24 protein-coding genes are annotated in these 23,212 nt (G+C 42.5%); 11 read left to right on the top strand and 13 right to left on the bottom strand.

Annotated elements, in window-relative coordinates; genetic code table 11:
- Positions 1 to 5 precede the first annotated feature (5 nt).
- From FTU80_RS13370 to FTU80_RS13360, 3 genes are read right to left on the bottom strand one after another with little or no spacing between them, the layout of a single operon-like run.
- A complete protein-coding gene (locus FTU80_RS13370) occupies positions 6 to 521 on the bottom strand; it encodes a hypothetical protein (protein WP_078191313.1) in 516 nt (171 codons plus the stop codon).
- Between the two features lie 5 nt (positions 522 to 526).
- Positions 527 to 829 carry a YciI family protein gene (locus tag FTU80_RS13365; RefSeq protein WP_078191312.1) on the bottom strand — a complete coding sequence of 101 codons (303 nt, stop codon included), beginning with the start codon at positions 827 to 829 and terminating at the stop codon, positions 527 to 529.
- Between the two features lie 28 nt (positions 830 to 857).
- Positions 858 to 1,469: an inner membrane-spanning protein YciB gene (locus FTU80_RS13360; protein ID WP_078191311.1), complete on the bottom strand. Its 612-nt coding sequence runs from the start codon at positions 1,467 to 1,469 to the stop codon at positions 858 to 860.
- A gap of 44 nt (positions 1,470 to 1,513) precedes the next feature.
- Here FTU80_RS13360 and FTU80_RS13355 point away from each other — a divergent pair, with 44 nt between their 5' ends.
- Positions 1,514 to 2,371 carry a PHP domain-containing protein gene (locus FTU80_RS13355; RefSeq protein ID WP_180085581.1) on the top strand — a complete coding sequence of 286 codons (858 nt, stop codon included), beginning with the start codon at positions 1,514 to 1,516 and terminating at the stop codon, positions 2,369 to 2,371.
- Here the strand turns inward: FTU80_RS13355 and FTU80_RS13350 are convergent.
- The 3 genes from FTU80_RS13350 to radC form a co-directional block, all read right to left on the bottom strand.
- Positions 2,358 to 3,407: a hypothetical protein gene (locus tag FTU80_RS13350; RefSeq protein WP_180039851.1), complete on the bottom strand. Its 1,050-nt coding sequence runs from the start codon at positions 3,405 to 3,407 to the stop codon at positions 2,358 to 2,360. The genes FTU80_RS13355 and FTU80_RS13350 overlap by 14 nt on opposite strands.
- A 77-nt stretch (positions 3,408 to 3,484) precedes the next feature.
- On the bottom strand, positions 3,485 to 4,396 hold the full coding sequence (locus FTU80_RS13345; protein ID WP_078191309.1) for a bestrophin family protein: 912 nt from the start codon (positions 4,394 to 4,396) through the stop codon (positions 3,485 to 3,487).
- A 63-nt stretch (positions 4,397 to 4,459) separates the two neighbouring features.
- Positions 4,460 to 5,173, bottom strand: coding sequence for a DNA repair protein RadC (gene radC / locus FTU80_RS13340; RefSeq protein WP_180085579.1), 714 nt, complete (start codon positions 5,171 to 5,173; stop codon positions 4,460 to 4,462).
- A 112-nt stretch (positions 5,174 to 5,285) separates the two neighbouring features.
- Between radC and coaBC the strand changes: the two genes are divergently transcribed.
- Both coaBC and FTU80_RS13330 read left to right on the top strand, forming a co-directional pair.
- The gene (coaBC, locus tag FTU80_RS13335) at positions 5,286 to 6,557 is read left to right on the top strand and encodes a bifunctional phosphopantothenoylcysteine decarboxylase/phosphopantothenate--cysteine ligase CoaBC (protein WP_180085577.1); all 1,272 of its coding nucleotides are present in this window, start codon (positions 5,286 to 5,288) and stop codon (positions 6,555 to 6,557) included.
- A gap of 389 nt (positions 6,558 to 6,946) precedes the next feature.
- Positions 6,947 to 7,468 carry a hypothetical protein gene (locus FTU80_RS13330; RefSeq protein ID WP_180085575.1) on the top strand — a complete coding sequence of 174 codons (522 nt, stop codon included), beginning with the start codon at positions 6,947 to 6,949 and terminating at the stop codon, positions 7,466 to 7,468.
- Positions 7,469 to 7,586: 118 nt separating this feature from the next.
- On the opposite strand, the gene dusA is transcribed toward FTU80_RS13330, so the two are convergent.
- Positions 7,587 to 8,618 carry a tRNA dihydrouridine(20/20a) synthase DusA gene (dusA, locus tag FTU80_RS13325; RefSeq protein ID WP_180085573.1) on the bottom strand — a complete coding sequence of 344 codons (1,032 nt, stop codon included), beginning with the start codon at positions 8,616 to 8,618 and terminating at the stop codon, positions 7,587 to 7,589.
- A 284-nt stretch (positions 8,619 to 8,902) separates the two neighbouring features.
- Here dusA and FTU80_RS13320 point away from each other — a divergent pair, with 284 nt between their 5' ends.
- The 3 genes from FTU80_RS13320 (at position 8,903) to FTU80_RS13310 (ending at position 11,657) form a co-directional block, all read left to right on the top strand.
- The gene (locus tag FTU80_RS13320; RefSeq protein WP_180085571.1) at positions 8,903 to 10,318 is read left to right on the top strand and encodes a methylenetetrahydrofolate reductase C-terminal domain-containing protein; all 1,416 of its coding nucleotides are present in this window, start codon (positions 8,903 to 8,905) and stop codon (positions 10,316 to 10,318) included.
- Positions 10,319 to 10,504: 186 nt separating this feature from the next.
- On the top strand, positions 10,505 to 10,915 hold the full coding sequence (locus FTU80_RS13315; protein WP_180085598.1) for a hypothetical protein: 411 nt from the start codon (positions 10,505 to 10,507) through the stop codon (positions 10,913 to 10,915).
- A 97-nt stretch (positions 10,916 to 11,012) separates the two neighbouring features.
- Positions 11,013 to 11,657 (top strand): HEPN domain-containing protein, encoded by a 645-nt coding sequence (locus FTU80_RS13310; RefSeq protein ID WP_180059445.1) that lies wholly within the window; start codon positions 11,013 to 11,015, stop codon positions 11,655 to 11,657.
- 54 nt (positions 11,658 to 11,711) lie between these two features.
- Here the strand turns inward: FTU80_RS13310 and FTU80_RS13305 are convergent, their stop codons facing one another.
- Both FTU80_RS13305 and FTU80_RS13300 read right to left on the bottom strand, forming a co-directional pair.
- The gene (locus tag FTU80_RS13305; protein ID WP_180085569.1) at positions 11,712 to 12,908 is read right to left on the bottom strand and encodes an MFS transporter; all 1,197 of its coding nucleotides are present in this window, start codon (positions 12,906 to 12,908) and stop codon (positions 11,712 to 11,714) included.
- A gap of 123 nt (positions 12,909 to 13,031) precedes the next feature.
- Positions 13,032 to 13,949: a DMT family transporter gene (locus tag FTU80_RS13300; protein WP_180085567.1), complete on the bottom strand. Its 918-nt coding sequence runs from the start codon at positions 13,947 to 13,949 to the stop codon at positions 13,032 to 13,034.
- A gap of 939 nt (positions 13,950 to 14,888) precedes the next feature.
- Here FTU80_RS13300 and FTU80_RS13295 point away from each other — a divergent pair.
- The 5 genes from FTU80_RS13295 to FTU80_RS13275 all read left to right on the top strand — a co-directional run bounded on the left by FTU80_RS13295 (position 14,889) and on the right by FTU80_RS13275 (position 20,116).
- Positions 14,889 to 16,016 carry a Re/Si-specific NAD(P)(+) transhydrogenase subunit alpha gene (locus FTU80_RS13295; RefSeq protein WP_180024569.1) on the top strand — a complete coding sequence of 376 codons (1,128 nt, stop codon included), beginning with the start codon at positions 14,889 to 14,891 and terminating at the stop codon, positions 16,014 to 16,016.
- An 11-nt stretch (positions 16,017 to 16,027) separates the two neighbouring features.
- Positions 16,028 to 16,348 (top strand): proton-translocating transhydrogenase family protein, encoded by a 321-nt coding sequence (locus FTU80_RS13290; RefSeq protein ID WP_078191287.1) that lies wholly within the window; start codon positions 16,028 to 16,030, stop codon positions 16,346 to 16,348.
- A 3-nt stretch (positions 16,349 to 16,351) separates the two neighbouring features.
- Complete coding sequence (locus tag FTU80_RS13285) at positions 16,352 to 17,806, top strand: NAD(P)(+) transhydrogenase (Re/Si-specific) subunit beta (RefSeq protein ID WP_180085565.1); 1,455 nt, start codon at positions 16,352 to 16,354, stop codon at positions 17,804 to 17,806.
- A 347-nt stretch (positions 17,807 to 18,153) separates the two neighbouring features.
- Positions 18,154 to 19,485: an ammonium transporter gene (locus tag FTU80_RS13280; RefSeq protein WP_180085563.1), complete on the top strand. Its 1,332-nt coding sequence runs from the start codon at positions 18,154 to 18,156 to the stop codon at positions 19,483 to 19,485.
- 13 nt (positions 19,486 to 19,498) lie between these two features.
- Entirely contained in the window at positions 19,499 to 20,116 is a 618-nt protein-coding gene (locus FTU80_RS13275; protein WP_180085561.1) for a hypothetical protein, read from the top strand.
- A gap of 92 nt (positions 20,117 to 20,208) precedes the next feature.
- Here FTU80_RS13275 and rsfS read toward each other — a convergent pair whose 3' ends face one another.
- The 4 genes from rsfS to FTU80_RS13255 form a co-directional block, all read right to left on the bottom strand.
- Positions 20,209 to 20,601, bottom strand: coding sequence for a ribosome silencing factor (rsfS, locus tag FTU80_RS13270; RefSeq protein WP_086178424.1), 393 nt, complete (start codon positions 20,599 to 20,601; stop codon positions 20,209 to 20,211).
- Between the two features lie 73 nt (positions 20,602 to 20,674).
- The gene (locus tag FTU80_RS13265) at positions 20,675 to 21,472 is read right to left on the bottom strand and encodes a hydroxypyruvate isomerase family protein (RefSeq protein WP_078191282.1); all 798 of its coding nucleotides are present in this window, start codon (positions 21,470 to 21,472) and stop codon (positions 20,675 to 20,677) included.
- A gap of 42 nt (positions 21,473 to 21,514) precedes the next feature.
- The gene (locus tag FTU80_RS13260) at positions 21,515 to 22,384 is read right to left on the bottom strand and encodes an NAD(P)-dependent oxidoreductase (protein ID WP_180085559.1); all 870 of its coding nucleotides are present in this window, start codon (positions 22,382 to 22,384) and stop codon (positions 21,515 to 21,517) included.
- A gap of 32 nt (positions 22,385 to 22,416) precedes the next feature.
- Entirely contained in the window at positions 22,417 to 23,205 is a 789-nt protein-coding gene (locus tag FTU80_RS13255; protein WP_180085557.1) for a crotonase/enoyl-CoA hydratase family protein, read from the bottom strand.
- Positions 23,206 to 23,212: the final 7 nt, after the last annotated feature.

Here is a 23,212-nt window from a genome sequence, read left to right as displayed (position 1 = left end):
ATGAATTACCATTGACGACGACGTTTGGTATAGACGTAACTGGCCAACAAGAAACCTAAAATCACGCCAACACCAAGTGTGGTCCCGCCGTATAAAAACATCTGCGCGCTACGTTCACTTTGCAGCACTTGTACTTGTACGCCCAAGCTATCATTTTTAAGTTGTAATTCTTGGTTTTGCGCCAAGGCTTCAAGGTTAGCTTTTTCTAACTGTTGTAAGCGTACTGATTGGTCTTTGACCATCGCTTTGACTTTGGCATCTTGCAGCGCTTTATTTTTTGCCAATTGCTCAATGGTCAATGGATTTGCATCTTGAGGTTGACCATTGGGATTGACGGTTGCCGCCACTTTAATGATGCCCGGTTTATTGGCAGGAATGGTATGCGGCACAGGATTGGGAGGAGGTGTTGCAGTCGTTGCTTGAGCAGCAGGGGCTACAGCAGGTGCAGGAGCCGGTTCTTCAGCCCATGCAGTTGAACAAATTAAAGATAAGCCCAGTAAACTAGAAACAACGACGCGCATGAACCTTATCCTTTAGGAAATGCTTTGTTAAATGGTTTGACATCAATTTGGCCATAAACCCCTTCTTTGAGGAAAGGTTCATCTGCCAACCATTGGTCTAGGGCTTCACGACTATCAAAATCGACAATGATCGTACTGCCATAAAAACCAGCTTGCGGGTTTGCCGGATCTTTAGGCATCGCACCTGCAACAATCAGACGACCTTCATCATCAAGTTTTTGTAGACGTTCAAGATGTTGAGGACGAACCGCAAGGCGCTTTTCCACTGTACCTTCATTATCTGTACAGCTTACGACGAATAATGGCATGACTTTTCCTGATTTTTGACCGAATGGATTATTCTGAGGTCTTAAAGTATTTACGTAATACAATAAACTGAATAATGATAAAGGAAAACATCACGATCATGTCACCAAAAGCAGTGAATTCACCCCAATATTTTCCGTCTGCAAACAAATAAGCGAAAAAGGTGTGTAAACATGACATTACCACGAACATTGCAGCCCATGCATAGTTCAATCGTTTCCAACCGACAGCGGTTAAATTTAAGACTGGACCAAATAAACGTTCGATGAGTGGTTTCTTATCTTTACTAAATAGTGGAGAAAGTAAAAACGCCCCAGCAAAAACTAAGTTCAGTAAAACGGCTTTTAAACGAATATAAAAATCATCGCTTAGCATCAGGGTAATACCACCAAAAATCACGGTCATGAACAACACAATCCATTGTTGTTTATCTAGACGGAATTTTTGCATGACAAACAATGCACCATAAACCACAAGCATGGAAATGATGAGGCCTGATGTTGCCACAAGAATGTTATTGTTATCGACACCCCCAGCAGAACCAATCAATTGTAATAATGGGTGCTGCGTATCTTTTGGATCTACAGTTTTATATAAATAAAAGAAAATAATGAGTGGCACAAAGTCTAAAAGTGCTTTCATGTTAGAGTATCTAAATCTGATCAAATAAATGACATAGTATAGAGATGCAAGGCGTAGATTTACATACACACAGTAATATTTCTGATGGTACTTTGTCACCAGAGGCTTTGGTGCAGGCCGCAAGTGCTATTGGAATTCATACGCTGGCTTTGACTGATCACGATACGATGGACGGATTGTTGGCTGCAGAGCAGGTTGCGCATGAATTAAACTTGCAATTAATCTCTGGCGTGGAGATTTCCAGTCAGTGGTCGAGACCTGCGACCAAAAAAAGTTATGGTGTACATATTGTCGCTTTAAATATGCAAAATCCTGCGCCCTTACAAGCCTTATTGATGGATCAAAAGCGTATTCGAGCGGAACGTGCTCGGCAGATTTGTGACTTACTGATACCGTTAATTGGTCAAGATATTTATAGCGATGTGATTGCCAAGGTTGACCATATACCAGATCGGGTAACACGTACTCATATTGCCAAAACTTTGGTGGAAAAGGGGGTAGTTTCACGTCCACAACAAGCTTTTGATAAATATATTAAAGAAGGCAAAAAAGCTTTTGTAAAATTTGAAGGTCCAAGTCTTGTTGAGACCATTGAGGTGATTCATGCCAGTGGTGGCTTTGCAGTGTTGGCGCATCCAACGCGTTATGATTTATCTGCGACCAATATTCGTTATTTGATTGAAATCTTTGCTGAAGCGGGCGGTGATGCAGTGGAATTACCACCGGCAATTGAGCCATTATCGACTCGTCAAATGGTAGATCGCATGATTGCTGCCTTTAACTTGAAAGTTTCTGTTGGGAGTGATTTTCATGGTGACAATATGCCGTGGATTAAACTCGGCAACATCCCTCGAGTGAAAGAGGGGCAAGTTGGAATCTGGGACAGTTTTAAGTCACATTGACATCAGGATCTTCGATAAACGGTGAAGTTCGATAATGCTGAATGTTACGGTAAAGCAGATAGAGGCAGCCCACGGCAACGCATGCCCAGAACCATGCCTTGAACAAAAACGCGATGATAAAAACACTGATGGCGATTATGCACAACAGTAGACGTGTCACGCGTTGAGGATGCCTCTTGGTCAGCAAGGCAGATTGCATGGTAGGTTGATGTTTAAAATTGCGATAAGGAATAAAATCAATGGCGCTTGAGAGTGCCAATTCGAGTTTATCAAAATGCCGTGCCTGTGAACTGATACGATAGCTCTGCCCATAACTGGTTTTCAGTTTGAGGAGATAACCGGGTTGATCTTCTTCACGAACGGCATGAATTTCCGATAAATAAGGTAAATCCAACGTAAGCCGTGTTGGAATCTGCTCAAAATAGATATTCCCCGTATAGGGCATGGCAAAGTAGTTTTTCATTTGATGAAAATCATCAAGCTGATCATGCGCATATAACTGCACGATGGTGCGCGTACGTGCCAAATAATGCACCCAAATCTGTTGCCCAATGAGGGCAGAATTCAATTGCACATGAATGTTTAAAAACAAAGTACTCGCAAAGACTTGATGGAGATCGACGCTAAACCATTTCGCCTCTTCAAGTTCATTGAGCTTTAAGAGCAATTGTTGCTGTTTGCCTTGCCACCAATGTTCACGCACCTCTCGATAATCCACAATCACAGCATCTGAACTGCGTAAGGCGTGTTCTTTTAAATCCAAAGCCAATTTGGGATCAATCAAATGCTGTTGAATCCAAAATGGAAATTTGATTCTTTGCGATTTGTCACGAAATATACTGATGACCAATAGAGCACTCATCAGGAATAAGAATTGCCAATTGCTTTGCCATGATGTGAATAATATGCCTTGCCATGCTAGGAGTAATGCGATGCTAAACAGCAACACAACGAACATGAAAATCACAGCAAGCGCTTTGCAAGGATGCAGAATCGGTTGTGGCTTATAAGTGAAAATCCGTTTTTTTATTTTCATGATTTTTCCTTATTATGGGTGTTGTATGGATCATGGATCTGAATGCGATCCGTGCATTCAGGCGAAACGCATACCAATTATAATAAATTATGATCTTTAGCTTGAATCGGTGGTGGGGTGGGTTTTCCTAAAGTTCCAAGTAGCTCAATTTCAATAGTTCGAACCATTGAGTCCAAAGGAAGGTCATTGCTTTGTGTACCAAAGGGCTCTTCAATCTCTGAACTCAGCGCATCTAAGCCTAAAAAGGTATAGGCCAAAATCCCGACCAAAAGGGGGGTCGCAAGGCCTAAAGTAGAACCCAAGCTAAAGGGTAAGACAAAACAGAAAAAATAAACGGTTCGATTCAGCAAGACCGAATAAGCAAACGGTAATGGCGTGGTGGCAATCCGGTCACAGCCTGTTTGTACGGTGCTGAGTTCCATCACATGCTGATTCATCTGGGTATAAATAATATCTGAAATTTCACCATCTTTAAGCGCCTGCATTAGCTCCCATTGAATCAAACTCAACGTGTACTGCGGTGCATTGGCTTGTTGGTATAACTGAGTGATGGCATTCGCGCTCATGCCGCTGGTTTCAACTAGTTCAGTGGGGTTGGCGGTTTGATGGCGGAGTCGGTCACGCAAAACATTGGCAAACACAATCACATGTTGGATCACACGTTCACGACGGCCTTGACTGAGTAAACGGCAGTCACGGTCAAAATGGCGTGCATTGGCAATCAAAATGCCCCATAAACGCCGAGCTTCCCACCAACGGTCATAGCAGGCTGAGTTTTTAAAGCCTAAAAAAATCGATAGCACGACACCAATTAGGGTAAAGCCGACCAAAGGAAATTCGGTAAAATGGAAGATATCGACATAGGATAAGCCGCCCACAATGGCAGACAGCAACATAACGATCCCGAGCGGTGGTAAAACCTTAGGTAAAATCGTTCCTCGCCAAGAAAATAGCAGTTTAAAAATACTCGGTTGGTCACGGACGATCATGTTCGAATGATAATTTCTAGTTTTAAAAAATTATGATGATCTTCGGGTTTGCTCAAGCACTTGTCAATAACTGTTTGATGCAGATGAGTGTGCTTGGAGCAAGCCATGTTCAGCAAAGGAAAAACTCCCTTCTGTGGAGATAATGCAATGATCGATCAGTCGAATTTCCACCAGCTGACAAGCCTGCTGAATGAGTCGAGTCAATTCCAGATCGGCAGCAGAGGGTTCTGCACGACCGAAAGGATGATTATGTGCAATGACGATACTGCTGGCGTGTTCAGAAATGGCATAACGCAGCAGTTGATTGATGGAAATTTCACAGGTATTGAGGCTGCCATAAAAAAGTTTTTTAAAGTTTATTTTTCTTAAATGCGCATCTAGACAAAGCACGCCAAAGACTTCTTGACGTTCCGCTAAAAATTCAAAGCGAAGAAAGTTTTGCAATTGTTCAGAATGTTGCAAGTGCAAGGCTTCATTTTGAAAATGTTGACTCACATAGCGTTTACCGAGTTCTTTTACCGCCATGAGCTGCGCATATTTACTATTTCCGATGCCATGAAACTGGCGTAAATCCTCAAGTGACGCATCCATTAGCGCTTGCAACTGACCAAAATGTTGAATCAGGACTCGTGCAAGTTCGACAGCAGAGTGCTGCTGGGAACCAGAGCGTAGGAAAATAGCCAGTAGCTCAGCATCGGATAAACTTTGTGCGCCTTGTTGAATCAGGCGCTCACGTGGGCGCTCTTGTTCAGGCCAATTTTTAATTGAATTATTCATTATTCTTAGACTTTTTTATTATCAGTCAATCGGCTTTTTCACAGCAGATTGTTGGGTCAGTGCATATTTAATGCTATTGTGAGCGCCACTGCAACAGATAGGTAGCCTGTTCGTGAGCTTTGATTTAAGTGTAATGCCCACAAAAAATATTCTTTTAGGTGTCACTGGTGGTATCGCAGCCTATAAAAGTGCCATTCTTGTCCGTCGGTTAAAAGATGCCGGATTTGATGTGCGCGTGGTGATGACTCAAGGTGCGCAAGCCTTTGTGACCCCGCTAACGTTTCAGGCGCTTTCAGGCAACCCTGTGCATACCGAATTACTCAATCCCGAAGCGGAAGCGGGCATGGGGCATATTGAATTGGCACGTTGGGCTGATTTGGTATTGGTTGCTCCTGCAAGTTGCGACACGCTGGCAAAATTTGCGGCGGGTTTAGCAGATGACCTTCTTTCTACACTTTATCTTGCAACAAAAGCACCCGTTTGGGTTGCCCCTGCGATGAATCAGCAAATGTGGGCAGCCAAAGCGACACAGCGTAATTTAAATACACTGGTTGAAGATGGCGTACATGTGATCATGCCCGATGCCGGTTCTCAAGCCTGTGGTGATGTGGGCTTAGGACGCATGCCTGAGCCTGAAGATCTAGCAGATCAAGTGACGGCCTATTTTCATCAAGCACAGCGAGCTATTGCTGAAAAATTTGGCATGCTTGCAGGCAAACATGTGGCGATTACAGCCGGTCCAACACGTGAGTCGATAGATCCTGTTCGTTATATTTCCAACCACAGCACAGGTAAAATGGGGTTTGCTCTGGCAGCGGCTTGTTATGCAGCTGGGGCTAAAGTAACGCTGATCGCAGGACCCGTAAGTTTAGATACACCAAATGGTGTACGACGGATTAATGTGCAGTCTGCAATTAAAATGTTAGACACCAGTTTGCAAATGTTAGATGAAGGCTGTGATATTTTTATTGCAACAGCAGCCGTTGCGGATTATCGCGTGGCAGAAGTTGCAGAGCATAAAATCAAAAAAGCTGGTGATGAACTCAATGTGGCATTAATTAAAAATCCAGATATCGTTGCAACGATTGCGCAGCAGTCAAAACGTCCATTTATGGTTGGATTTGCTGCCGAGACACGCAATGTCGAGGAGTATGCCGCAGGCAAACTTGTGGCGAAAAAACTCGATATGATCGCGTGCAATGATGTCTCACGTAAAGATATTGGTTTTGCTTCTGATGAAAACGCCATGACCGTGTTCTTCGCAGATCAATATCAAATGGACAAGCGTGATTTAGAGAAAGCGTCAAAACAAGAAATTGCACAGCAATTGGTGGAAGCCATACATGATGCGCTACATCATGAGCCTGAAACGGACGATGAATAATTTCAGTTGATTCCTCAAAATCCCCGCACTGTTCGGGGATTTTTTATGGCGCATTTAAGATGTTTTATTTCAGGATTTATATTGAATAAATCACAATAGGATCGATTTCATATTGAAAATTTGAAGGCTAGGAAACCACTACCAAAATGGTCATTTTCAACAAAAATATGTCAGCAAAAGACCAAGGCTGTCAGTGTTTTAAAACAGTAAAAATGCAATTTAAGTGATTGATATCAAAATTAAATATAAAATTGAGAAATCTTGATAATTTGGCTTGTACTGTGTGTTTTATTGGCTATTATGAAGCAAACAATGAGGAATGTTTGGATCGGAATCTGTGATCGGTCTGACTTTTTCATCAAGAATAAATGCATCATGGGGGATGCAATATGTTTCGATGGCTCACCATTTTTTTACTGTTGAGTTTGACTGGTTGTAGCTATTTTGTCTCGACAGATGAATTATCTCGGCAGATTGAGCAGCAGATGCAGCACGAGTTTGATCAGAATCCAAATTATCGGCAGTACCATTTACGGATTCAAAATATAAAAGTATTAGAGCGTAAGGGATTAAGCTTTAAGGCTCAGGCGACGTTGCAATACGATGGTCAGCCTTACACTGTTTTGGTTGAGATTTACAAAGATTTGCAAGGCTATGCATGGAAAATAGATGAAGAACAATTTGCCTTCATTGACGAAGCTGAAATTGCAAAATATCAGGCGCAGTTAGATCAAGAGTTGAATCATTTGGTTGAAGAATTGGAACAACCAACCGAGGAAATTGAACCTGTTAAATCGACGCCTGAGAGTTACGTGGGTTTGCGTGAGGAAGAAGATCCATCCGATTATCAATGGACTGGCTATGATGATGAACCTTTTCCCAAAGGGAACATTACGGTCAATAGTCATTGAGCAATGATGTGACTGTTTAGATGATTTAGCTGAGTTGTGACGATGTTGCTAAACACGTACTTTGTGAGGCATGAAAATAAAAAAGCCCGCAAAATAGTGGGCTTTTACTTTTAGAAGATTAATCTTCTAAAACGACTTTAGGATGATCACGTAAATAGTCTTCTGTGCGTTGCATTGCATCCTTAATATTTTGGATGGCATTTTCCACATCGGCAAAGGTTTTGGCATTGCCACCACTTAAAGCCTGACGCCATTTTCGAGCACCCGGTAGGTTTTGGAATAAACCTAAAATATGACGGGTAATGATAGAAAGTGGCGCACCTTCTTCCATGCGTTTAGCAATATATGGCAGCATCTGCTCGATAATATCGAAACGGTTAGGTAATTCGAGATCCCAAAGCTGACCGATCTCAGCCAATAAGTATGGGTTGTGATAAGCCTCACGGCCAATCATCACGCCATCAACATGTTGTAAATGTTGCTGTGTCTCAGCAAAGGTTTTCACCCCACCATTAATTTCGATCAATAAATTTGGACGTTCTTGTTTCAGACGATAAACATCTTCATAACGTAAAGGTGGTACATCACGGTTTTCTTTTGGCGACAAACCTTGCAGCAGGGCAATACGCGCATGCACGATAAAATTGTTACAGCCAGTCTTTGCCACGGTATCGACAAAATGTAGCATTTCTTCATAAGACTGCATGTCATCAATCCCGATGCGGTGTTTCACGGTCACTGGAATATCAACAGCATTTCGCATTTCAGTAATACATTCTGCCACCAAATCAGGCTCTGCCATCAAGCATGCGCCAATTTTATTGTTCTGAACGCGGTCACTCGGACAGCCGACATTGAGGTTCACTTCATCATAGCCCCAGTCCTGTGCCATCTTGGTACAGGTTGCTAAATCTTTAGGATTTGAACCGCCAAGCTGTAACACAATCGGGTGTTCTTCGTTGTTATAGTCCAAATGACGATTCGCACCACCAAATAAAATCGCACCTGTGGTGACCATCTCGGTGTAGAGAATCACATTAGGGTTAAACAAACGTGCAAAGAAACGATAGTCACGAGTCGTCCAATCCATCATTGGCGCAACACTGATTCGTGGTTGAAGTTTATTTTCAATGGGTTGGAGATCAGTCATTAAAAAAACACGCCTTAAAAGAACAAGATGGAAGAACGAAATGGAAAATGGTGAAGAAATACCAAAAGCTGTCTGAAATACGATGAAAAAAACCGCATTTCAAGACGCGCGCAATATTAGCATAAATTGTGGTTTGGGGCATGGTCTTGCTAGCGTGACATATTCAAGGTCAGGCTAGAAAAAGTCGGAAGTGTGGCTTAAGTAATTTAAATTTTTATGTGATTAATCTATAATTTTATAAACTTTATTGTATGGTTTCTCAGCAGATTTAACTGCCTGCCTTTATGTCTTTATTTTCCCAATATCTATTGCAACGCCAGTTTTGTATCTCGTTTGAATATCTAACGACGCAAAAAACGCATCTGGTCCCAACGACATTTGCAGGCTTTCCTGTGTGCATGACATTGACTGACCGAGTACAAAGTGACACGGATATTGCTCCTTTAGAAGCAATGCAAGACTACCCTCAAAGCATTGAAAAAATTCTGCATTATTCGGGGAAAGGTCGAGATATCTCAGATTTTCAAACTTTTCTGAAAGATGCTCAGCAGCACGGGGTAGAGAATTTACTTTTGCTCAGTGGTGATAAACTCAAGCAGCATCAGGATGGGGCAAATGATCCGACTCTACGGAGCCGTTATTTAGAGTCGGTCAATCAAGTCATGGCAGCCAAAGACTTTGGCGGGTTTTATTTAGGGGTAGCATTTAATCCTTTTAAATATGCAGAAGCAGAAAAGGATGCGCAGTTTTTTAAACTGGATAAAAAAATTCAAGCTGGCGCAGACTATGTGATTACACAGTTGGGCTTTGACATGGATGTGTTGAGCAGTTACCAACACTATATGCAGCAATACTATCCACATGTACCTGTATTGGCTTGTGTCATGCCGCTGACCTTTACCCGTGCCCGCTTTATGGCCAAGCAAAAAGTCGCAGGCATCGTGCTTTCAGCAGATGTATTAAATTTTTTGCAACAAGAACAGCAAACTGACGCCATACAAGCTGAACAAAATGTCTATGCCCGCTGCGCTTTACAAATATTAATGTGTCAGCATTTGGGCTATGCAGGGGTTCATTTATCGGCCTGTCATAAAGCGGAAGAACAAGAGAAGTTGCAAAAAGCAATTTTGCAATTTGCCACATTAACGTTTGAACAATGTTTAGCAAAATGGAAAATGCTTTGGCGCTCTAGTGTTGAGGTGAACTTCCAACCGACGGGCGCAAATAACCATAAGGCTCCAGTTGAACAGGTTTTGAAATATAAAAGTATGCATGTCATGCATGAGTTATTTTTTAGTTCAAAACTGGCCAAAGGGGCTGGATCTTATATTTTTTCGGCAAAATTATGGCAAAAACCGAAAGCCGATGCGGCCTTGCTGAAAACAGAATTTATTAGTAAACATGGCATTGTGGGCTGTGAAAGTTGTGGACAATGTCGTTTAGGCGAAACCTTATATATTTGTCCTGAAACCTGTCCCAAAGGATTAGCCAATGGACCCTGTGGTGGCTCCAACCTTGACCGCTGTGAGTTTGAAGACCGTGAGTGTATACACTCGGTCAAAGCGCGGTTGGCGAAAGCCGTCGGTCAAGAAAAAATGCTGAAGCAAGAGCTCATCCCTACCGTTGCAATTGAAACTCGGCACAGTAGTTCTTGGAAAAACTGGTTCGTTCCACTGACATCGCCACCAACAGAACATTGATTCACTTAAAGCATTATTCAGTCTGAAACTTTATAAATGTGAATCTTTCAGGCGCTAATCATTCTAAAAATCAGACGAATAGTCGTATAAAAAAATGAAAAAGATGAAAGAAACAATTAAGATCAACAGCAGATGAAAATCAAAAATTAAAAATAGAAATGTGAAGAATTTGGGGAATACCACATGATGAAAAAGACCTGCTTAGGAATAGCTTTAGTTTTTACATTGTCAGGCACAACAGGCTGTTCAGTTGTCATGGCAAGCAAGCAGCCAAACAAGAAAAATACCGAAATGATTCAACAAGGGCTATCTCGTAACTTGGTGATTGCTGAATTTGGTGCACCAATCACCTCTGAATATAAAAATGGCAAACGACATGAAATTTATACTTTTACCCAAGGTTATTCGACTGCCAGTAAAGTCGGACGTGCATTTTGGCATGGTGCTGCAGATGTGGCGACCGTGGGGTTATGGGAACTTTTAGGAACACCTGCCGAATCCGTTTTTAATGGAAAGAAAATGTCCTATGAATTGATTTTTGATGAAAATGATCTGTTAGAACGTTATACCTATCTTACACAAGATGAAACCAAATAGTTGAATACAGAGATATTTTGATTGCATGCCGGTAAACAATTGCGCTAAGTTCAAATGGTAGAAAAATAAACGAATTATCCATTGGAATTTAGCAGGCATGATGCTACTTGAAGAAATATTCAAAAGTAAAAAGTCGGAACATACCGACCAATTTAATTTACGCATTCATCGAGGTTTAAGTTGGCTGAAAAAGTCGATTGATCTTCAAGATGACCTCGATTTGCAATTTATCAGTTTGTGGGTGTCCTTCAACGCAATATATGCGCAAGACTTACAGATTGCGCAGGACAAGCAAAGCTTAAGACAGTTTTTATATGTGATTTGCCAAAAGGATGCAGAGCATAAAATCTATAATATTTTATGGGAGCGTTTTAGCCAGCCGATACGGTTATTTTTAGATAATCCCTATGTTTATCAAGGTTTTTGGGATTATCAAAATCAAAAAATTAGCCATGACGCATGCAAAGAGGGCTTGGCGCATGAAAAACAAAAAGTACTACGCGCGCTTAAAGAAAAAGATTCCGTTGATATTTTAATGGTGCTGTTCAATCGCATGTATACGCTACGCAATCAAATGGTTCATGGCGGCGCGACCTATAAAAGTTCGGTCAATCGCAAACAACTTCAAGATGGCTGCACAATACTGTCGGCACTCTTACCAGTATTTATGGTGATTCTTTTGGAAAATGCAGAAACCTTGGATTTAGGCAAACCCTTTTATCCTGTGGTGCAAGTCAGTTAATTTCAAAAACATAAAGCCACAGTAATGTGGCTTTAGAGTAATGATCCATACAGTTCATTGTGGATATTTTAGTTGCCGTGCAGTATAGAGTTGATCGATCAATACAAAAAATCCAGCAGTAATCACTAAGGCAATCCCTGTCATGCAGGTGGTGGTCCAGCCGCCATGATGCCATGCAAATACGCCCAAAGCTGAGCCACATGCACCACCGACAAAATAAAAAGTCATGTAAATTGAATTGATTCGAGAGCGTGCAATCGGGTTGAGTTGGAAAATAATATTTTGATTACAGCTATGCACCATTGCCAAACCGAGGTTGATTAGACCATAGCCCAAAATATAAAAGGCAAGAGACGATCCACCCATATACAGCAGTCCCCAACTGAGGGCTAAGATGCTGCAACCGAGCCAAGTTAATTTTCTATTGAAACCCAAATCCGCCCAACGCCCGATCCACTGTGTTGATAGGGCACCAAACACACCAACTAAAGTCACGACACCGACCCAAACATCTGCCAAATGAAAAGGTGGCTCAGTCAGTAACATGGCAATGGTGGAAAACAGCATACTCATCGCAGCAAAGACACAGCCCCCAATCAGAGATCGGAAAATTAACCGTGGCTCATGTTTGAGTAATGCACCCATGGACTGGAAAACTTGGCTGTAGGGCATCCGTGTGATGCTGACCACGGGCAAACGTTTTTTGAGTAAGACGGCTAATACCAACATCAAGAGCGCACTGAGGATGTAAATCGATTTCCAATGAAACAGATAGGACAATAAGCCAGAGAGACTGGTCGATAACAGAATGCCGACCAATAACCCACTCATTAAAAAGCCAACAACAGCACCAATTTTTTCGGGTCGTATCGCAACAGTGACCAAAGGGATAAGAACCTGAGCAGCTACGGAAAATAGCCCGGTGATAATGGTTCCGGCCCAAAGCATGTATAGATTGGTTGAAAAAGCACAGAGGGCTAAACCGACAGTTGCACCAAGCATGAGCAGAGGAATAAATTTGGCTTTATTCACAATATCGCCAATCGGCACAATAAACAGTAGACCCAAAGCATAAGAAATTTGCGCAAAGGTGACGGTTAGCGCCACCTCTGATTGTGGAATTTGAAAGCTTTGTTGGATAGAAGCGACTAAAGGTTGGCAATAATAATTGGCACCCGCACATAAACCACATGCAGCAGCCATAAGCCACAACAAAGTTTTATCATGGCTAATGTCGATCGAGGCTTTCATAAATTTTCCAGATTTTGGGCGGAAGCGTATGCAAAGAATTTGCTGCCACGCTGTTGTGGTCACTATAAGGAAAATCAAACAGGTCTTAAAGTGTTTCTCTGTGAATAGTATCCAAGTAGGGGTTTAGGATTTCTTACTGAGACTGATCATCAAGACACCCAGCATATTCAGACCGCAACCGACCCATTGCCATAGGTTTAAATGTTCATTCAACAACGCGACAGCCAGTAAAATCGTTAAAATGGGCCCGATAGAGGCAATCATAGCCGATTGTGCAGCCCCAAGTCGGACGATACTTTGCATCATCAAAATGGTTGGAAGTACGGTAACCAATAGTCCGAGCGCTAAACCATACAGCCAGACATGACTCGGGAGTTGTTGAAGCAAAGCAATGGGCTGCGATGTTGCAAATAGAAAATGAATAATCGTCCCAACGCAGGCAATGCTCAGGGCTAGACCGGTAAAGTGTAAAGAACCAAACTTTTGCATGAGGCCAGGCGTGAGCAATAAGTAAATTGCAAATAGCACGGCGCTGGCAAAAACCAAACTACATCCGAGCCAAAAGTACTGATCATGTGGTGTGGCATTTTGTTCTTGTAGCATCACTAACAATGTCCCGCCATAACTTAAAATCAGGGCAAGGATGGTTTTAAAACTCAGTGGCTTTTTGAATAAAACAGCGGAAGCCAGTACGGTTAATGTGGGATACAGGAAAAGTATAATTCGTTCAAGCGAAGCACTGATATACATCAAGCCACGGAAGTCGAGCCAACTCGAAAAGTAATAGCCGATTAATCCTGAAATGAGCAAGAGCACCCAATCTTTTCGTTGAATCGTTTGATAGGAACGTCGACTCAGCCATGCAATGACCAAGAAAAACGGCAATGCACTCATCATGCGTAAAGCCATGAGGACAGTGGCATCGACAAGAGGAGAAAGTGCATAGGCTTGCTTAATAAAAATCGCTTTGGTACTAAACAAGAAGGCAGCAATCAACGCAAAAATTGCACCGATGAAGTGCGGACTAAGGTTTCTTGACATAAGTTAAGGTGTGCCTCATGACGACTGAACGAATTCGACAGCATTGTTTCGATAAATTTGAACTGTCATTTTGATTATAAAAAATGCATCGTGTGAGTAAAAATGCAAAAAAAGAATAGGACTTATTCCTTTATGCATAAGGGATTGCTAGATCAAACATGAAAAACAGCGGAAGAAATGACCAATTTGGTTTTGAATTTTTTAATCTCAACATGACTCGGCAGGTCAAATATATCAGGCTGAAACATTTAAGGTGAAAATTGCACATAAATGGTGCAATAGTGTTTTTTTGGGATAGAAAGTCAGTAGCGATATCATGATGCTAAATATTCAAAAAATTATTTTTTTAGCTAAAAAAGGCAATTCTAAGTTAAGGCGAAGCATCAGGTGGGGAGAGCAAGATCTCAATAAACCCGAAATGTGCGCAAAAATCCATCGGATATTCAAGCTGACCGATTTGACGAGACTGTGGCAGAAAAAATTCAGTTTTCAATGCAGGTCAGCACGTCAAAACTGTCAAATGAGTCAACGAGCTGATGCAGTCTGCATGAAAGAGTGGCTTTACCTGACTTAAGTCGATTTTTCACGACACGTTCAGGTCATTAGTTGTCGAATGAAAATGTCACAATGATCAACGCACTGAAACAATCTGCACTAAAACCAGCGAAATTATTTATGTTTTTGGTCTTAAGTAATATTAAAAAGTTATAAATAGGATAAAAATGAGTAATAAATCGACAAATAAAACTGAATAAATGAAATATCGCACTATTCTTTTCATGAATCATGAGTTCAAAATATGGGTATTTATTAAATAAATATTGGGTAGTATTTTAAAAAAGTTCAATTAGAATCCAAAAATTGTACAAAAACACATCCTGAGGGGAGACATCGCGGATTGCGATGTTTACTTAAGAAAAATTAGCTTGAGGAACGCTCATGCAGATCGGAATTCCAGCCGAAACTGTTGTCGGTGAAAATCGCGTCGCTGCGACGCCTGAAACAGTAAAGAAGTTGATCAGCGCTGGTCATAGCGTCGTTATTGAACGTGGAGCAGGGGTAAACGCTGCTTACATCGATAGTGCCTATGAACAAGTTGGTGCCAAAATTACGGATGATGCCTATACCGGTAGTCAAATGATTTTGAAAGTTCGTGCGCCTAAAGGTGACGAAATTCAAAAACTCACAGCGGGTACCACCGTTGTGGGGATGTTTGACCCTTACCGCAACACCGAACTTGACCAATTTGCGTCACAAAACGTGTCTGCATTTGCATTGGAACTTTTGCCACGGACCTTATCTCGTGCGCAAAACATGGACGTACTTTCATCTCAAGCCAACCTTTCAGGTTATAAATCTGTGCTTTTGGCTGCGGCAGAATATCAACGTATGTTCCCAATGTTGATGACAGCAGCAGGTACAGTAAAACCTGCACGTGTTGTGATCATGGGCGTAGGTGTTGCAGGCTTACAAGCCATTGCAACAGCGAAACGTTTAGGTGCCGTAGTTGAAGCAACTGATTTACGTCCTACAGCACGTGACCAAGTTGAATCTTTGGGTGGTAAATGGTTAGACGTACCAATGTCACCAGAAGAGCAACAAAAAGCAGCCGATGCTGCGAAAAATGGTTATGGCTGGATGCCGGGTGAAGACTACATTCGTGATCAAGCGATTATTGTTGATAAAGCCGTATCGAATGCTGACATCGTGATTACGACTGCATTATTGCCGGGTCGTGACGCACCACGTTTAATCAAAGCAGAAACTATTGCCAAAATGAAACCGGGCTCAATCATTCTAGATATGGCGGTTGAAACTGGCGGGAACGTTGAAGGTTCTGTCTGCGGCGAAAATGTTGTGACTGCAAATGGCGTGAAAATTCTCGGTATTCCAAATATTCCTTCAACAGTTTCGACTGAAGCGTCGGCACTATACGCACGTAACGTTTTGAATTTCATTGAAACCCTGTTTGATAGCGAAAAGAACTTCGCAATTAACCCTGAAGAAGAAATTCAAAAAGCACTACTTGTCACTCATGGCGGCCAAGTGCTGCTGAAACGTGGTTAAGGAGAATCATCATGGTTGAAACGATTACTATTTTTGTCTTGGCAATCTTTGTTGGTTACTACGTGGTTTGGGGGGTAACACCTGCACTACATACACCATTAATGGCTGTAACCAATGCTTTGTCATCGATCATTATCGTTGGTGCGATGATTCAAACCGTTGGTATCCCAGGTATTGTGGATGCAAGCGTACAGTTCCAAAGCATTAACGTGGTGAGTATTTTAGGTGCGATTGCCGTTTTCCTTGCAAGTATCAACATTTTTGGTGGCTTTGCGGTGACTGCACGTATGCTTGAAATGTTCAAACCTAAGCAAAAGAAAAAAGAGGGTTAATCCATGGAATTCATTAAAGAATATGCGGATTGGTTCTACCTGATTGGTGCCGTTCTTTTTATCTTAACGTTGCGCGGTTTGTCTGGTCCAAAAACTGCGATTCAGGGTAACCGTTACGGCATGATCGCAATGGCGATTGCTGTAATCACCACATTCTTTGTCGCAGATCATCCCGTGATTTGGATGATTGTGGGTGCAATGGTGTTGGGTGCAGTCGTTGGTATTGCACGTGCAAAAACAGTTCCGATGACGCAAATGCCTGAAACTGTGGCACTGATGCACTCATTGGTCGGTTTGGCTGCGGTACTGATTGCGATCGCTGCGATTCTACACAATAACCTATTGACTGCGGCATTCGCGGAGAATGAAGCGGTATTAACAGCAGCGGGTGTAGAACATGCCCACATGAGCAAAGTTCATTTATTTGAATTGTTTGTAGGCTGTTTCGTTGGTGCGATTACATTCACAGCGTCGGTATTTGCTTACGGTAAATTGGCTGCGAAGAAATGGGCAAAAACCATTTCAGGTGGATGGGTAAAACCTGTTCAAGCCTTAATTTTCCTTGCGATGTTGGCGTGTGGTATCTACTTCTTCACTACTGGCAACATGAATGCTTTCTGGGCAATGACTGTTCTTGCACTTGCATTTGGTTGGGTATGGATTGCGCCAGTAGGCGGTGGTGATATGCCAGTGGTGGTATCGCTACTGAACTCGTTCTCAGGTTGGGCTGCAGCAGGGATTGGTTTCACGCTTGAAAACAACATGCTGATTGTTGCAGGTTCACTGGTTGGTTCATCAGGTGCGATTCTGTCTTACATCATGTGTAAAGCCATGAACCGTTCAATCATCAACGTTTTGTTTGGTGGTGCAATGGGTGGTACCGCAGTAGCTGCAGCGGATAATGGTGAAAAAGCACAGCGTAATCACCGTTCAGGTTCTGCAGACGATGCTGGCTTCTTGATGTCAAATGCGGACAGCGTGGTGATCGTACCGGGTTATGGTATGGCGCAAGGTCGTGCACAAAATGCCGTGAAAGAATTGTGTGAAATCTTAAAAGAGCAAGGTGTAAAAGTTCGTTTTGCGATTCACCCAGTGGCAGGTCGTATGCCGGGTCACATGAACGTACTTTTAGCTGAAGCTGATGTTGCATACGAAGACATTCTTGAAATGGACGAGATCAACTCAGACTTCCCAGCAACAGATGTAGTACTGGTGATTGGTGCGAATGACGTTGTGAACCCAGCGGCAAAAGACGATCCAAGTTCTCCAATTTACGGCATGCCAATCCTTGAAGCACATAAAGCACGTACCATTATGGTGATCAAACGTTCTATGGCTACAGGCTACGCAGGTCTAGATAATGACTTGTTCTATAATGATAAAACGATGATGATCTTCGGTGATGCGAAGAAAGTTGTGGAAGATATGACAAAAGCCATTAATGGCGGCGGTCATTAATTCATATTGCCAAAGTCCCGCTGTGATAAAGCGGGATTGAGGAAGATTTAAAACCACCTTCGGGTGGTTTTTTGTTTTCTTTGCTTTTATTTTCTTCGCTTTTGATTAATGGATGCTTCACACTAAAAGTGCACAAATATTTAGCGCATCAGGTGCTTGAATCAAATTGATGCGTATTTTGAAAACAAGGTGCAGATCGATGCGCTGTTTTGTTTCATTAAATTCAATCTCAGTGATTCAGAACATCGTTGCGAACTGATTTTGTGATGCAATGCATTGAAAAATAATTAATTGTCTGAAATTTGGTATTCTTTTTGCACAGCATGGTTATTCTTGGGGGAGTAATCATGAAAAAAACATACTTGATGGCACTGTTTCTGAGTGTTCTGACATCGACTGCATGGGCAGTTGACCCGCAAATCGCCAGTAATATTCAAGACATTCGTATTTCACTCGACAGTATTTGGGTGGTACTGGGCGGTATCTTGGTGTTCTTTATGCAAGCCGGATTTGCCATGATCGAAAGTGGTTCAGTTCGCAGTAAAAATACCGTGAACGTACTCATGAAAAACTACATGGATGCCTGCTTGGGTGGTCTGGTGTTTTGGCTGGTGGGTTTTGGTCTGATGTTTGGGGTTAATACCACGGGCTTGTTTGGCTTAAGTCATTTTGCACCCGATCAACTGGATGATTGGCAATGGAACCTTCTATTTTTCCAAATGATGTTTGCTGCAACGGCAACCACTATTGCCAGTGGTGCGATGGCAGAGCGGATTCATTTTGTCGCTTATGTGGTGAGTGCGGCCGTTGTATCCGGTTTGATTTATCCTGTCTTTGGTAGTTGGGCATGGGGCAGTTTATTTGGCGGAGACGGTTGGTTAAAAGCACTCGGGTTTATCGATTTTGCAGGTTCGACCGTGGTGCATTCGATGGGTGGCTGGGTGGCCTTAGCGGGCATTATCGTATTGGGTCCACGTTTGGGACGATTTGGACGCAATGGGCAAAGCCATTATTTACCGGGGCATAACTTACCATTAGTGGCATTAGGTGGTTTTATTTTATGGTTAGCATGGTTTGGTTTTAATGCAGGCTCGACCATTAATGCCAATGTCAGCGTAGGACGTATTGCTTTAAATACGCACCTTGCAGCGTGTGCTGCAGCGGTTGCATATATGTTGCTCTGTCTCATCCGATCTAAAGCCATTTTGATCCGCAGCACGATCAATGCCTCACTGGGTGGTTTAGTTGCCATTACGGCAGGCTGTGCAACGATGTCTCCACTGTATGCGGTCATCACCGGTTTATGTGCAGGTATTATGGTGACCTTCCTACCAATGCTCATGGAAAAAATGAAACTGGATGATGTGGTGGATGCGGTGACGGTACATGGTTTCTGTGGCGCATGGGGAACATTGGCTGCAGGGATCTTCCTTGAAAATAATATGTTTAATGGCGATGTCATCGCAATACAAGGGCTTGGGGTGATTGCAGCCTTTTTATGGGGCTTTGGTGTTGCGTTCATTGTATTTAAGGTCTTGGACAAATTGTTGGGTGGCTTACGTGTGAGTAAGCAACATGAACAACGTGGTTTGGATTATACCGAACATGCTGAATTGTCTTATCCCGAGTTTCAAAAAGATGTGACTTTTGAAACGGATGATATGACCAAGCGTCATTAACAGGAGTAAAGCAATGAGCACCGAACTGTTAAATTTGGCACAACGCCGCGAAGCTTTAGAAAAAGGCTTACAACAATTTATTCATGGGACTTTACTCGACAGTGCGCTACGGCACTGGGAACAGCAGTACAGCATGAAACCGTCATTTGTATTGAATCGCTTCTTAAATGATATCTGTACTACAGAAGAGCTACGCTTTTATCGTAAAGATATGCTGAAGCAAGTTTTGTATGAGTTATCTACCTTAGAAAAGCAGGAACTGTTAAGGGTTGAAAAACCGCAGGAGCAGGAGCAAGAAGACGAGCTCATTGCAGAGACCATTAGCGAAGCTTTTTTAGGCTTTATCGAGTCAGTCATGCTGACGGTGAAATCTACAGATCAGGCTGATTTCACCCAAGATGTGATTGAGCAATTAGAAGAAATCGGGCTGGCAATTGCGGCAAATGCACAAATAAATACGGCGAATTTTGTCGAGTTTTTGCCCTTGACCAGTTATGCCAAAGTTTTAACGAGCATTTATGAAGTGTATTGTGACTTTTATGGTCCGATGCGTGCGGACCAAGTTTATGCTCAAACCAAGCTGAAAATTAAAGCCAATTATCCTGAGGTAGATTTACATCAACTGCTTTAGTGTAGGGGGTAAAACACCATGAAGCTGATTGTCCGTGTATGAAATCAAGGGATAAAAAAAGCGACCTAATTAGGTCGCTTTTTTCTGGAAGCTTAAGCTACAGTTTCTGGAGCTGTACGCCATAAGCTTTCTAAATCATAGAATTTACGTGCTGTAGGTAACATCACATGTACCACTACAAAACCGAGATCAATCAGGATCCATTCTGCATCACGTTCGCCTTCAACGCCAATCGGGCGGAATCCAGCTTTACGTGCTTCTTCTGCCACGTTGTCTGCAAGAGACTTAATGTGACGAGTTGAAGTACCGCTCGCAATAACAATCGCATCTGCGACATTGCTGATTGCTTTGATATCAAGTTCAACAATATCTTTGGCTTTTACATCTTCAAGTGCTTCACGTACAACAGCTAAACAAGCTTGTACATCTTTGATATTTGCGAGATCGTGAGAATTAGAAGCGCTGGGCGATGGTTCTAAATTCATAGAGGGTATGATTTCCTGACAATTTTACATGTTCTAATATAGCGGTTTTGTTGATGAATTTCAAATCAACACGTCATTGACCATTGGCTAAATGAGGGAAGTATTTGTCTTTCCACGCAAAAGAATGTGATGAGTTGCTTCGTGGTCGGTATTCAGCCGCGATGTAACCTGTATATTGGCTTTGATCTAACCATTTAAAAATCTCTGCAAATGGAATCTGCGCTGAGTCAGGTTCATGTCGCCCCGGACAGTCAGCAAACTGTATGTGACCGATATCCTGAATATTTTCTGCCAAAGTACTGAGGATATCTTCACCCATCATCGCCATGTGGTAGCAGTCATATTGCATCTTCAAAGTAGAGTGTTGTACAGCTTCAAGCATTTCCTGAGCTTGGGCAATATTTTGCACCAAAAAGCGCGGCATATCAGTGCCATTAATCATTTCAAATACCGGTTGAATATGATGTTCAGACAACATGTGGCACGCCAGTTTGAGGTTGCTCGACAGGGTATTTAAACATGGGAGCAAGTCGGCATCTTGTGGCTGTTTTCCGGCTAAAATATTGACACTCGGTACATTTAACGCAGTGGCATAGCGAATGCATTGTTCTAAAGCCTGATGAAATTGATTTTCACGCCCCGGAACTCCCGCAAGACCATCACCGCCTTGCATCAAATCACCCGCAGGGACATTGATTAAACACAGGCTTAAATCATTGATGGTGAGTTGGGTTTGGATCTGCTCAATACTCAGCTCATACGGAAACTGAATTTCTACATGCTTAAAACCGTGTTCACGAGCCAAAGCAAAACGCTCTAACAACGGCACTTCGGTAAAAATCATGGATAAATTAACCGCGAGCTGTGTCATGTATATCGTCCTTGAAGCAATTCACTTCTAAAGTGGGAGTTGTTAGTTTTGTTCGACATGTTGAATGATGGTGGCTAAATCTTTTTCTGCAAAACCATTGTCCTGATGGGCTTTGAGTTGCGATAAAGCAAGGCTGGCAACAGGGATGCTTAATTCAAACTGGGCAGCCAGTTGAACTGCATTATTCAGGTCTTTAGATAAAGTTTGAACTTTCCATTGCACGGGTTCGAACTGATGCGTTGCCATACGTGGGGTTAAAATCTGAAAAGGTTTTGAGTCTGCAAATCCACCGGCAAGCGCTGGCGCTAATAAAGAGGTGTCTACACCTGACTTCTCGGCCAATGCGACAGCTTCTGCGATTAACGTGCTATTGGCAGCGACGATCAGCTGATTACAAATTTTGGTGGCTTGACCTGTACCTGAGTCGCCCATGCGAGTAACACGTTGAGATAAAACATTGTAGATCAGACTCAAATCTTGAATCGTTTGAGCATCACCACCGGCAAAGATGACCAAAGTGCCTTGTTCAGCACCTGCTGTGCCTCCAGAAACAGGAGAGTCAATCCAAGTGACTTGTTTCAACTTTGCAGCATGAGCCAATTGATGAGTTTGATTCACAGAAAGACTCGAAAAATCGACAATAATTTGTCCTGCCGCTAAATGATTTTCGATGCTTGCATATACCGCAGCAACAGCAGCATCGTCTGCGAGACAAGATAAAACCACAGGATAATGGGCAATCTTCTCCAATTGAAGCGCTGTCGCGCCAATCGCAATCAACTCATCACACGCAGCAGCAGTTCTGTTCCACACCGCAACTTCAAATCCTGCCTGAATGAGACGCGTGGCCATACGGCTACCCATCAGCCCCATACCTAGAAATGCAATTTTTGTATTACGATCAAAAGCCATATGCGGTACTCAATCTATCCTGTGTGACTATTTTACTTATATTGGCGTGGTAAAAACTGAACCTCTGGGTTCTTGTCTTTTTTACGTGCCAATTGGCTGTTTTTGCCGAGCAGTAATTTTAATTGCCAGATTTTTTCTAAGCGTAAAGATCGTTTTGGACTATGTTCCATGGCATCTAGCACTTGTTTTGCCGCTGCCAAGGCATCTGGTGAACGTTGTGATAATTCTTCGGCTAACTGCTGCGCTTGAAGCAAAGGCTGTTCATTTAAATGCGTCACTAAGCCAATATCCTTGGCATATTCTGCGTCAAAAATACGTGCTGTTAAGGTTAATTCTTTGGCTAAATCCAGTCCAATCACACCTTTGAGCGAGCGAGTTAAGCCCATATCAGGGACTAAACCCCAACGACTTTCCATAATCGACATTTGCGTTTTCGGGTGGGCAATACGGATATCGGCAGCCAAGGCAAGTTGCATGCCTGCACCAAAACAAAAGCCTTCAAGTGCGGCAATCACCGGCACAGGAAGTTGTTGCCAAATCAGAAAGGCTTTTTGAAATAAACTTTGACCGGGCTTTAACAGTTCCCACGCGGCGTAGGCACGATTTTTCGGATCATTTAGGTCAGCCAAATCAATGCCAGCACTAAATACATTGGCTTCACCCGTTAAAATGACACAGCGTAAGCTACGATCTTTTTTTAATTTTTCAGCGGTGCTGACCAATTCTTTGAGCAATGCAAAGCTCATTGCATTACGTTTTTCTGGACGGTTTAAGTAAACCGTTGCAATGCCATTATTTTTTTCTACACGTAATAAAGCCATGGTAATT

This window comes from Acinetobacter sp. YH12145, assembly GCF_013418335.1.
Taxonomy (GTDB): Bacteria; Pseudomonadota; Gammaproteobacteria; order Pseudomonadales; family Moraxellaceae; genus Acinetobacter; species Acinetobacter amyesii.
This window is presented reverse-complemented; position numbering and strand designations above follow the sequence as displayed.

Coding starts and splice junctions, on each gene's coding strand:
- radC (WP_180085579.1), bottom strand. CDS start 5,173: ATGAATAATTCAATTAAAAATTGGCCTGAACAAGAGCGCCCACGTGAG.
- FTU80_RS13275 (WP_180085561.1), top strand. CDS start 19,499: ATGAGCACCGAACTGTTAAATTTGGCACAACGCCGCGAAGCTTTAGAA.
- FTU80_RS13345 (WP_078191309.1), bottom strand. CDS start 4,396: ATGATCGTCCGTGACCAACCGAGTATTTTTAAACTGCTATTTTCTTGG.
- FTU80_RS13365 (WP_078191312.1), bottom strand. CDS start 829: ATGCCATTATTCGTCGTAAGCTGTACAGATAATGAAGGTACAGTGGAA.
- FTU80_RS13330 (WP_180085575.1), top strand. CDS start 6,947: ATGTTTCGATGGCTCACCATTTTTTTACTGTTGAGTTTGACTGGTTGT.
- FTU80_RS13350 (WP_180039851.1), bottom strand. CDS start 3,407: ATGAAAATAAAAAAACGGATTTTCACTTATAAGCCACAACCGATTCTG.
- FTU80_RS13355 (WP_180085581.1), top strand. CDS start 1,514: ATGCAAGGCGTAGATTTACATACACACAGTAATATTTCTGATGGTACT.
- FTU80_RS13260 (WP_180085559.1), bottom strand. CDS start 22,384: ATGGCTTTTGATCGTAATACAAAAATTGCATTTCTAGGTATGGGGCTG.
- FTU80_RS13320 (WP_180085571.1), top strand. CDS start 8,903: ATGTCTTTATTTTCCCAATATCTATTGCAACGCCAGTTTTGTATCTCG.
- dusA (WP_180085573.1), bottom strand. CDS start 8,618: ATGACTGATCTCCAACCCATTGAAAATAAACTTCAACCACGAATCAGT.
- FTU80_RS13265 (WP_078191282.1), bottom strand. CDS start 21,472: ATGACACAGCTCGCGGTTAATTTATCCATGATTTTTACCGAAGTGCCG.
- FTU80_RS13315 (WP_180085598.1), top strand. CDS start 10,505: ATGAAAAAGACCTGCTTAGGAATAGCTTTAGTTTTTACATTGTCAGGC.
- FTU80_RS13295 (WP_180024569.1), top strand. CDS start 14,889: ATGCAGATCGGAATTCCAGCCGAAACTGTTGTCGGTGAAAATCGCGTC.
- FTU80_RS13370 (WP_078191313.1), bottom strand. CDS start 521: ATGCGCGTCGTTGTTTCTAGTTTACTGGGCTTATCTTTAATTTGTTCA.
- FTU80_RS13285 (WP_180085565.1), top strand. CDS start 16,352: ATGGAATTCATTAAAGAATATGCGGATTGGTTCTACCTGATTGGTGCC.
- FTU80_RS13300 (WP_180085567.1), bottom strand. CDS start 13,949: ATGTCAAGAAACCTTAGTCCGCACTTCATCGGTGCAATTTTTGCGTTG.
- FTU80_RS13255 (WP_180085557.1), bottom strand. CDS start 23,205: ATGGCTTTATTACGTGTAGAAAAAAATAATGGCATTGCAACGGTTTAC.
- FTU80_RS13305 (WP_180085569.1), bottom strand. CDS start 12,908: ATGAAAGCCTCGATCGACATTAGCCATGATAAAACTTTGTTGTGGCTT.
- FTU80_RS13310 (WP_180059445.1), top strand. CDS start 11,013: ATGATGCTACTTGAAGAAATATTCAAAAGTAAAAAGTCGGAACATACC.
- FTU80_RS13290 (WP_078191287.1), top strand. CDS start 16,028: ATGGTTGAAACGATTACTATTTTTGTCTTGGCAATCTTTGTTGGTTAC.
- rsfS (WP_086178424.1), bottom strand. CDS start 20,601: ATGAATTTAGAACCATCGCCCAGCGCTTCTAATTCTCACGATCTCGCA.
- FTU80_RS13360 (WP_078191311.1), bottom strand. CDS start 1,469: ATGAAAGCACTTTTAGACTTTGTGCCACTCATTATTTTCTTTTATTTA.
- FTU80_RS13280 (WP_180085563.1), top strand. CDS start 18,154: ATGAAAAAAACATACTTGATGGCACTGTTTCTGAGTGTTCTGACATCG.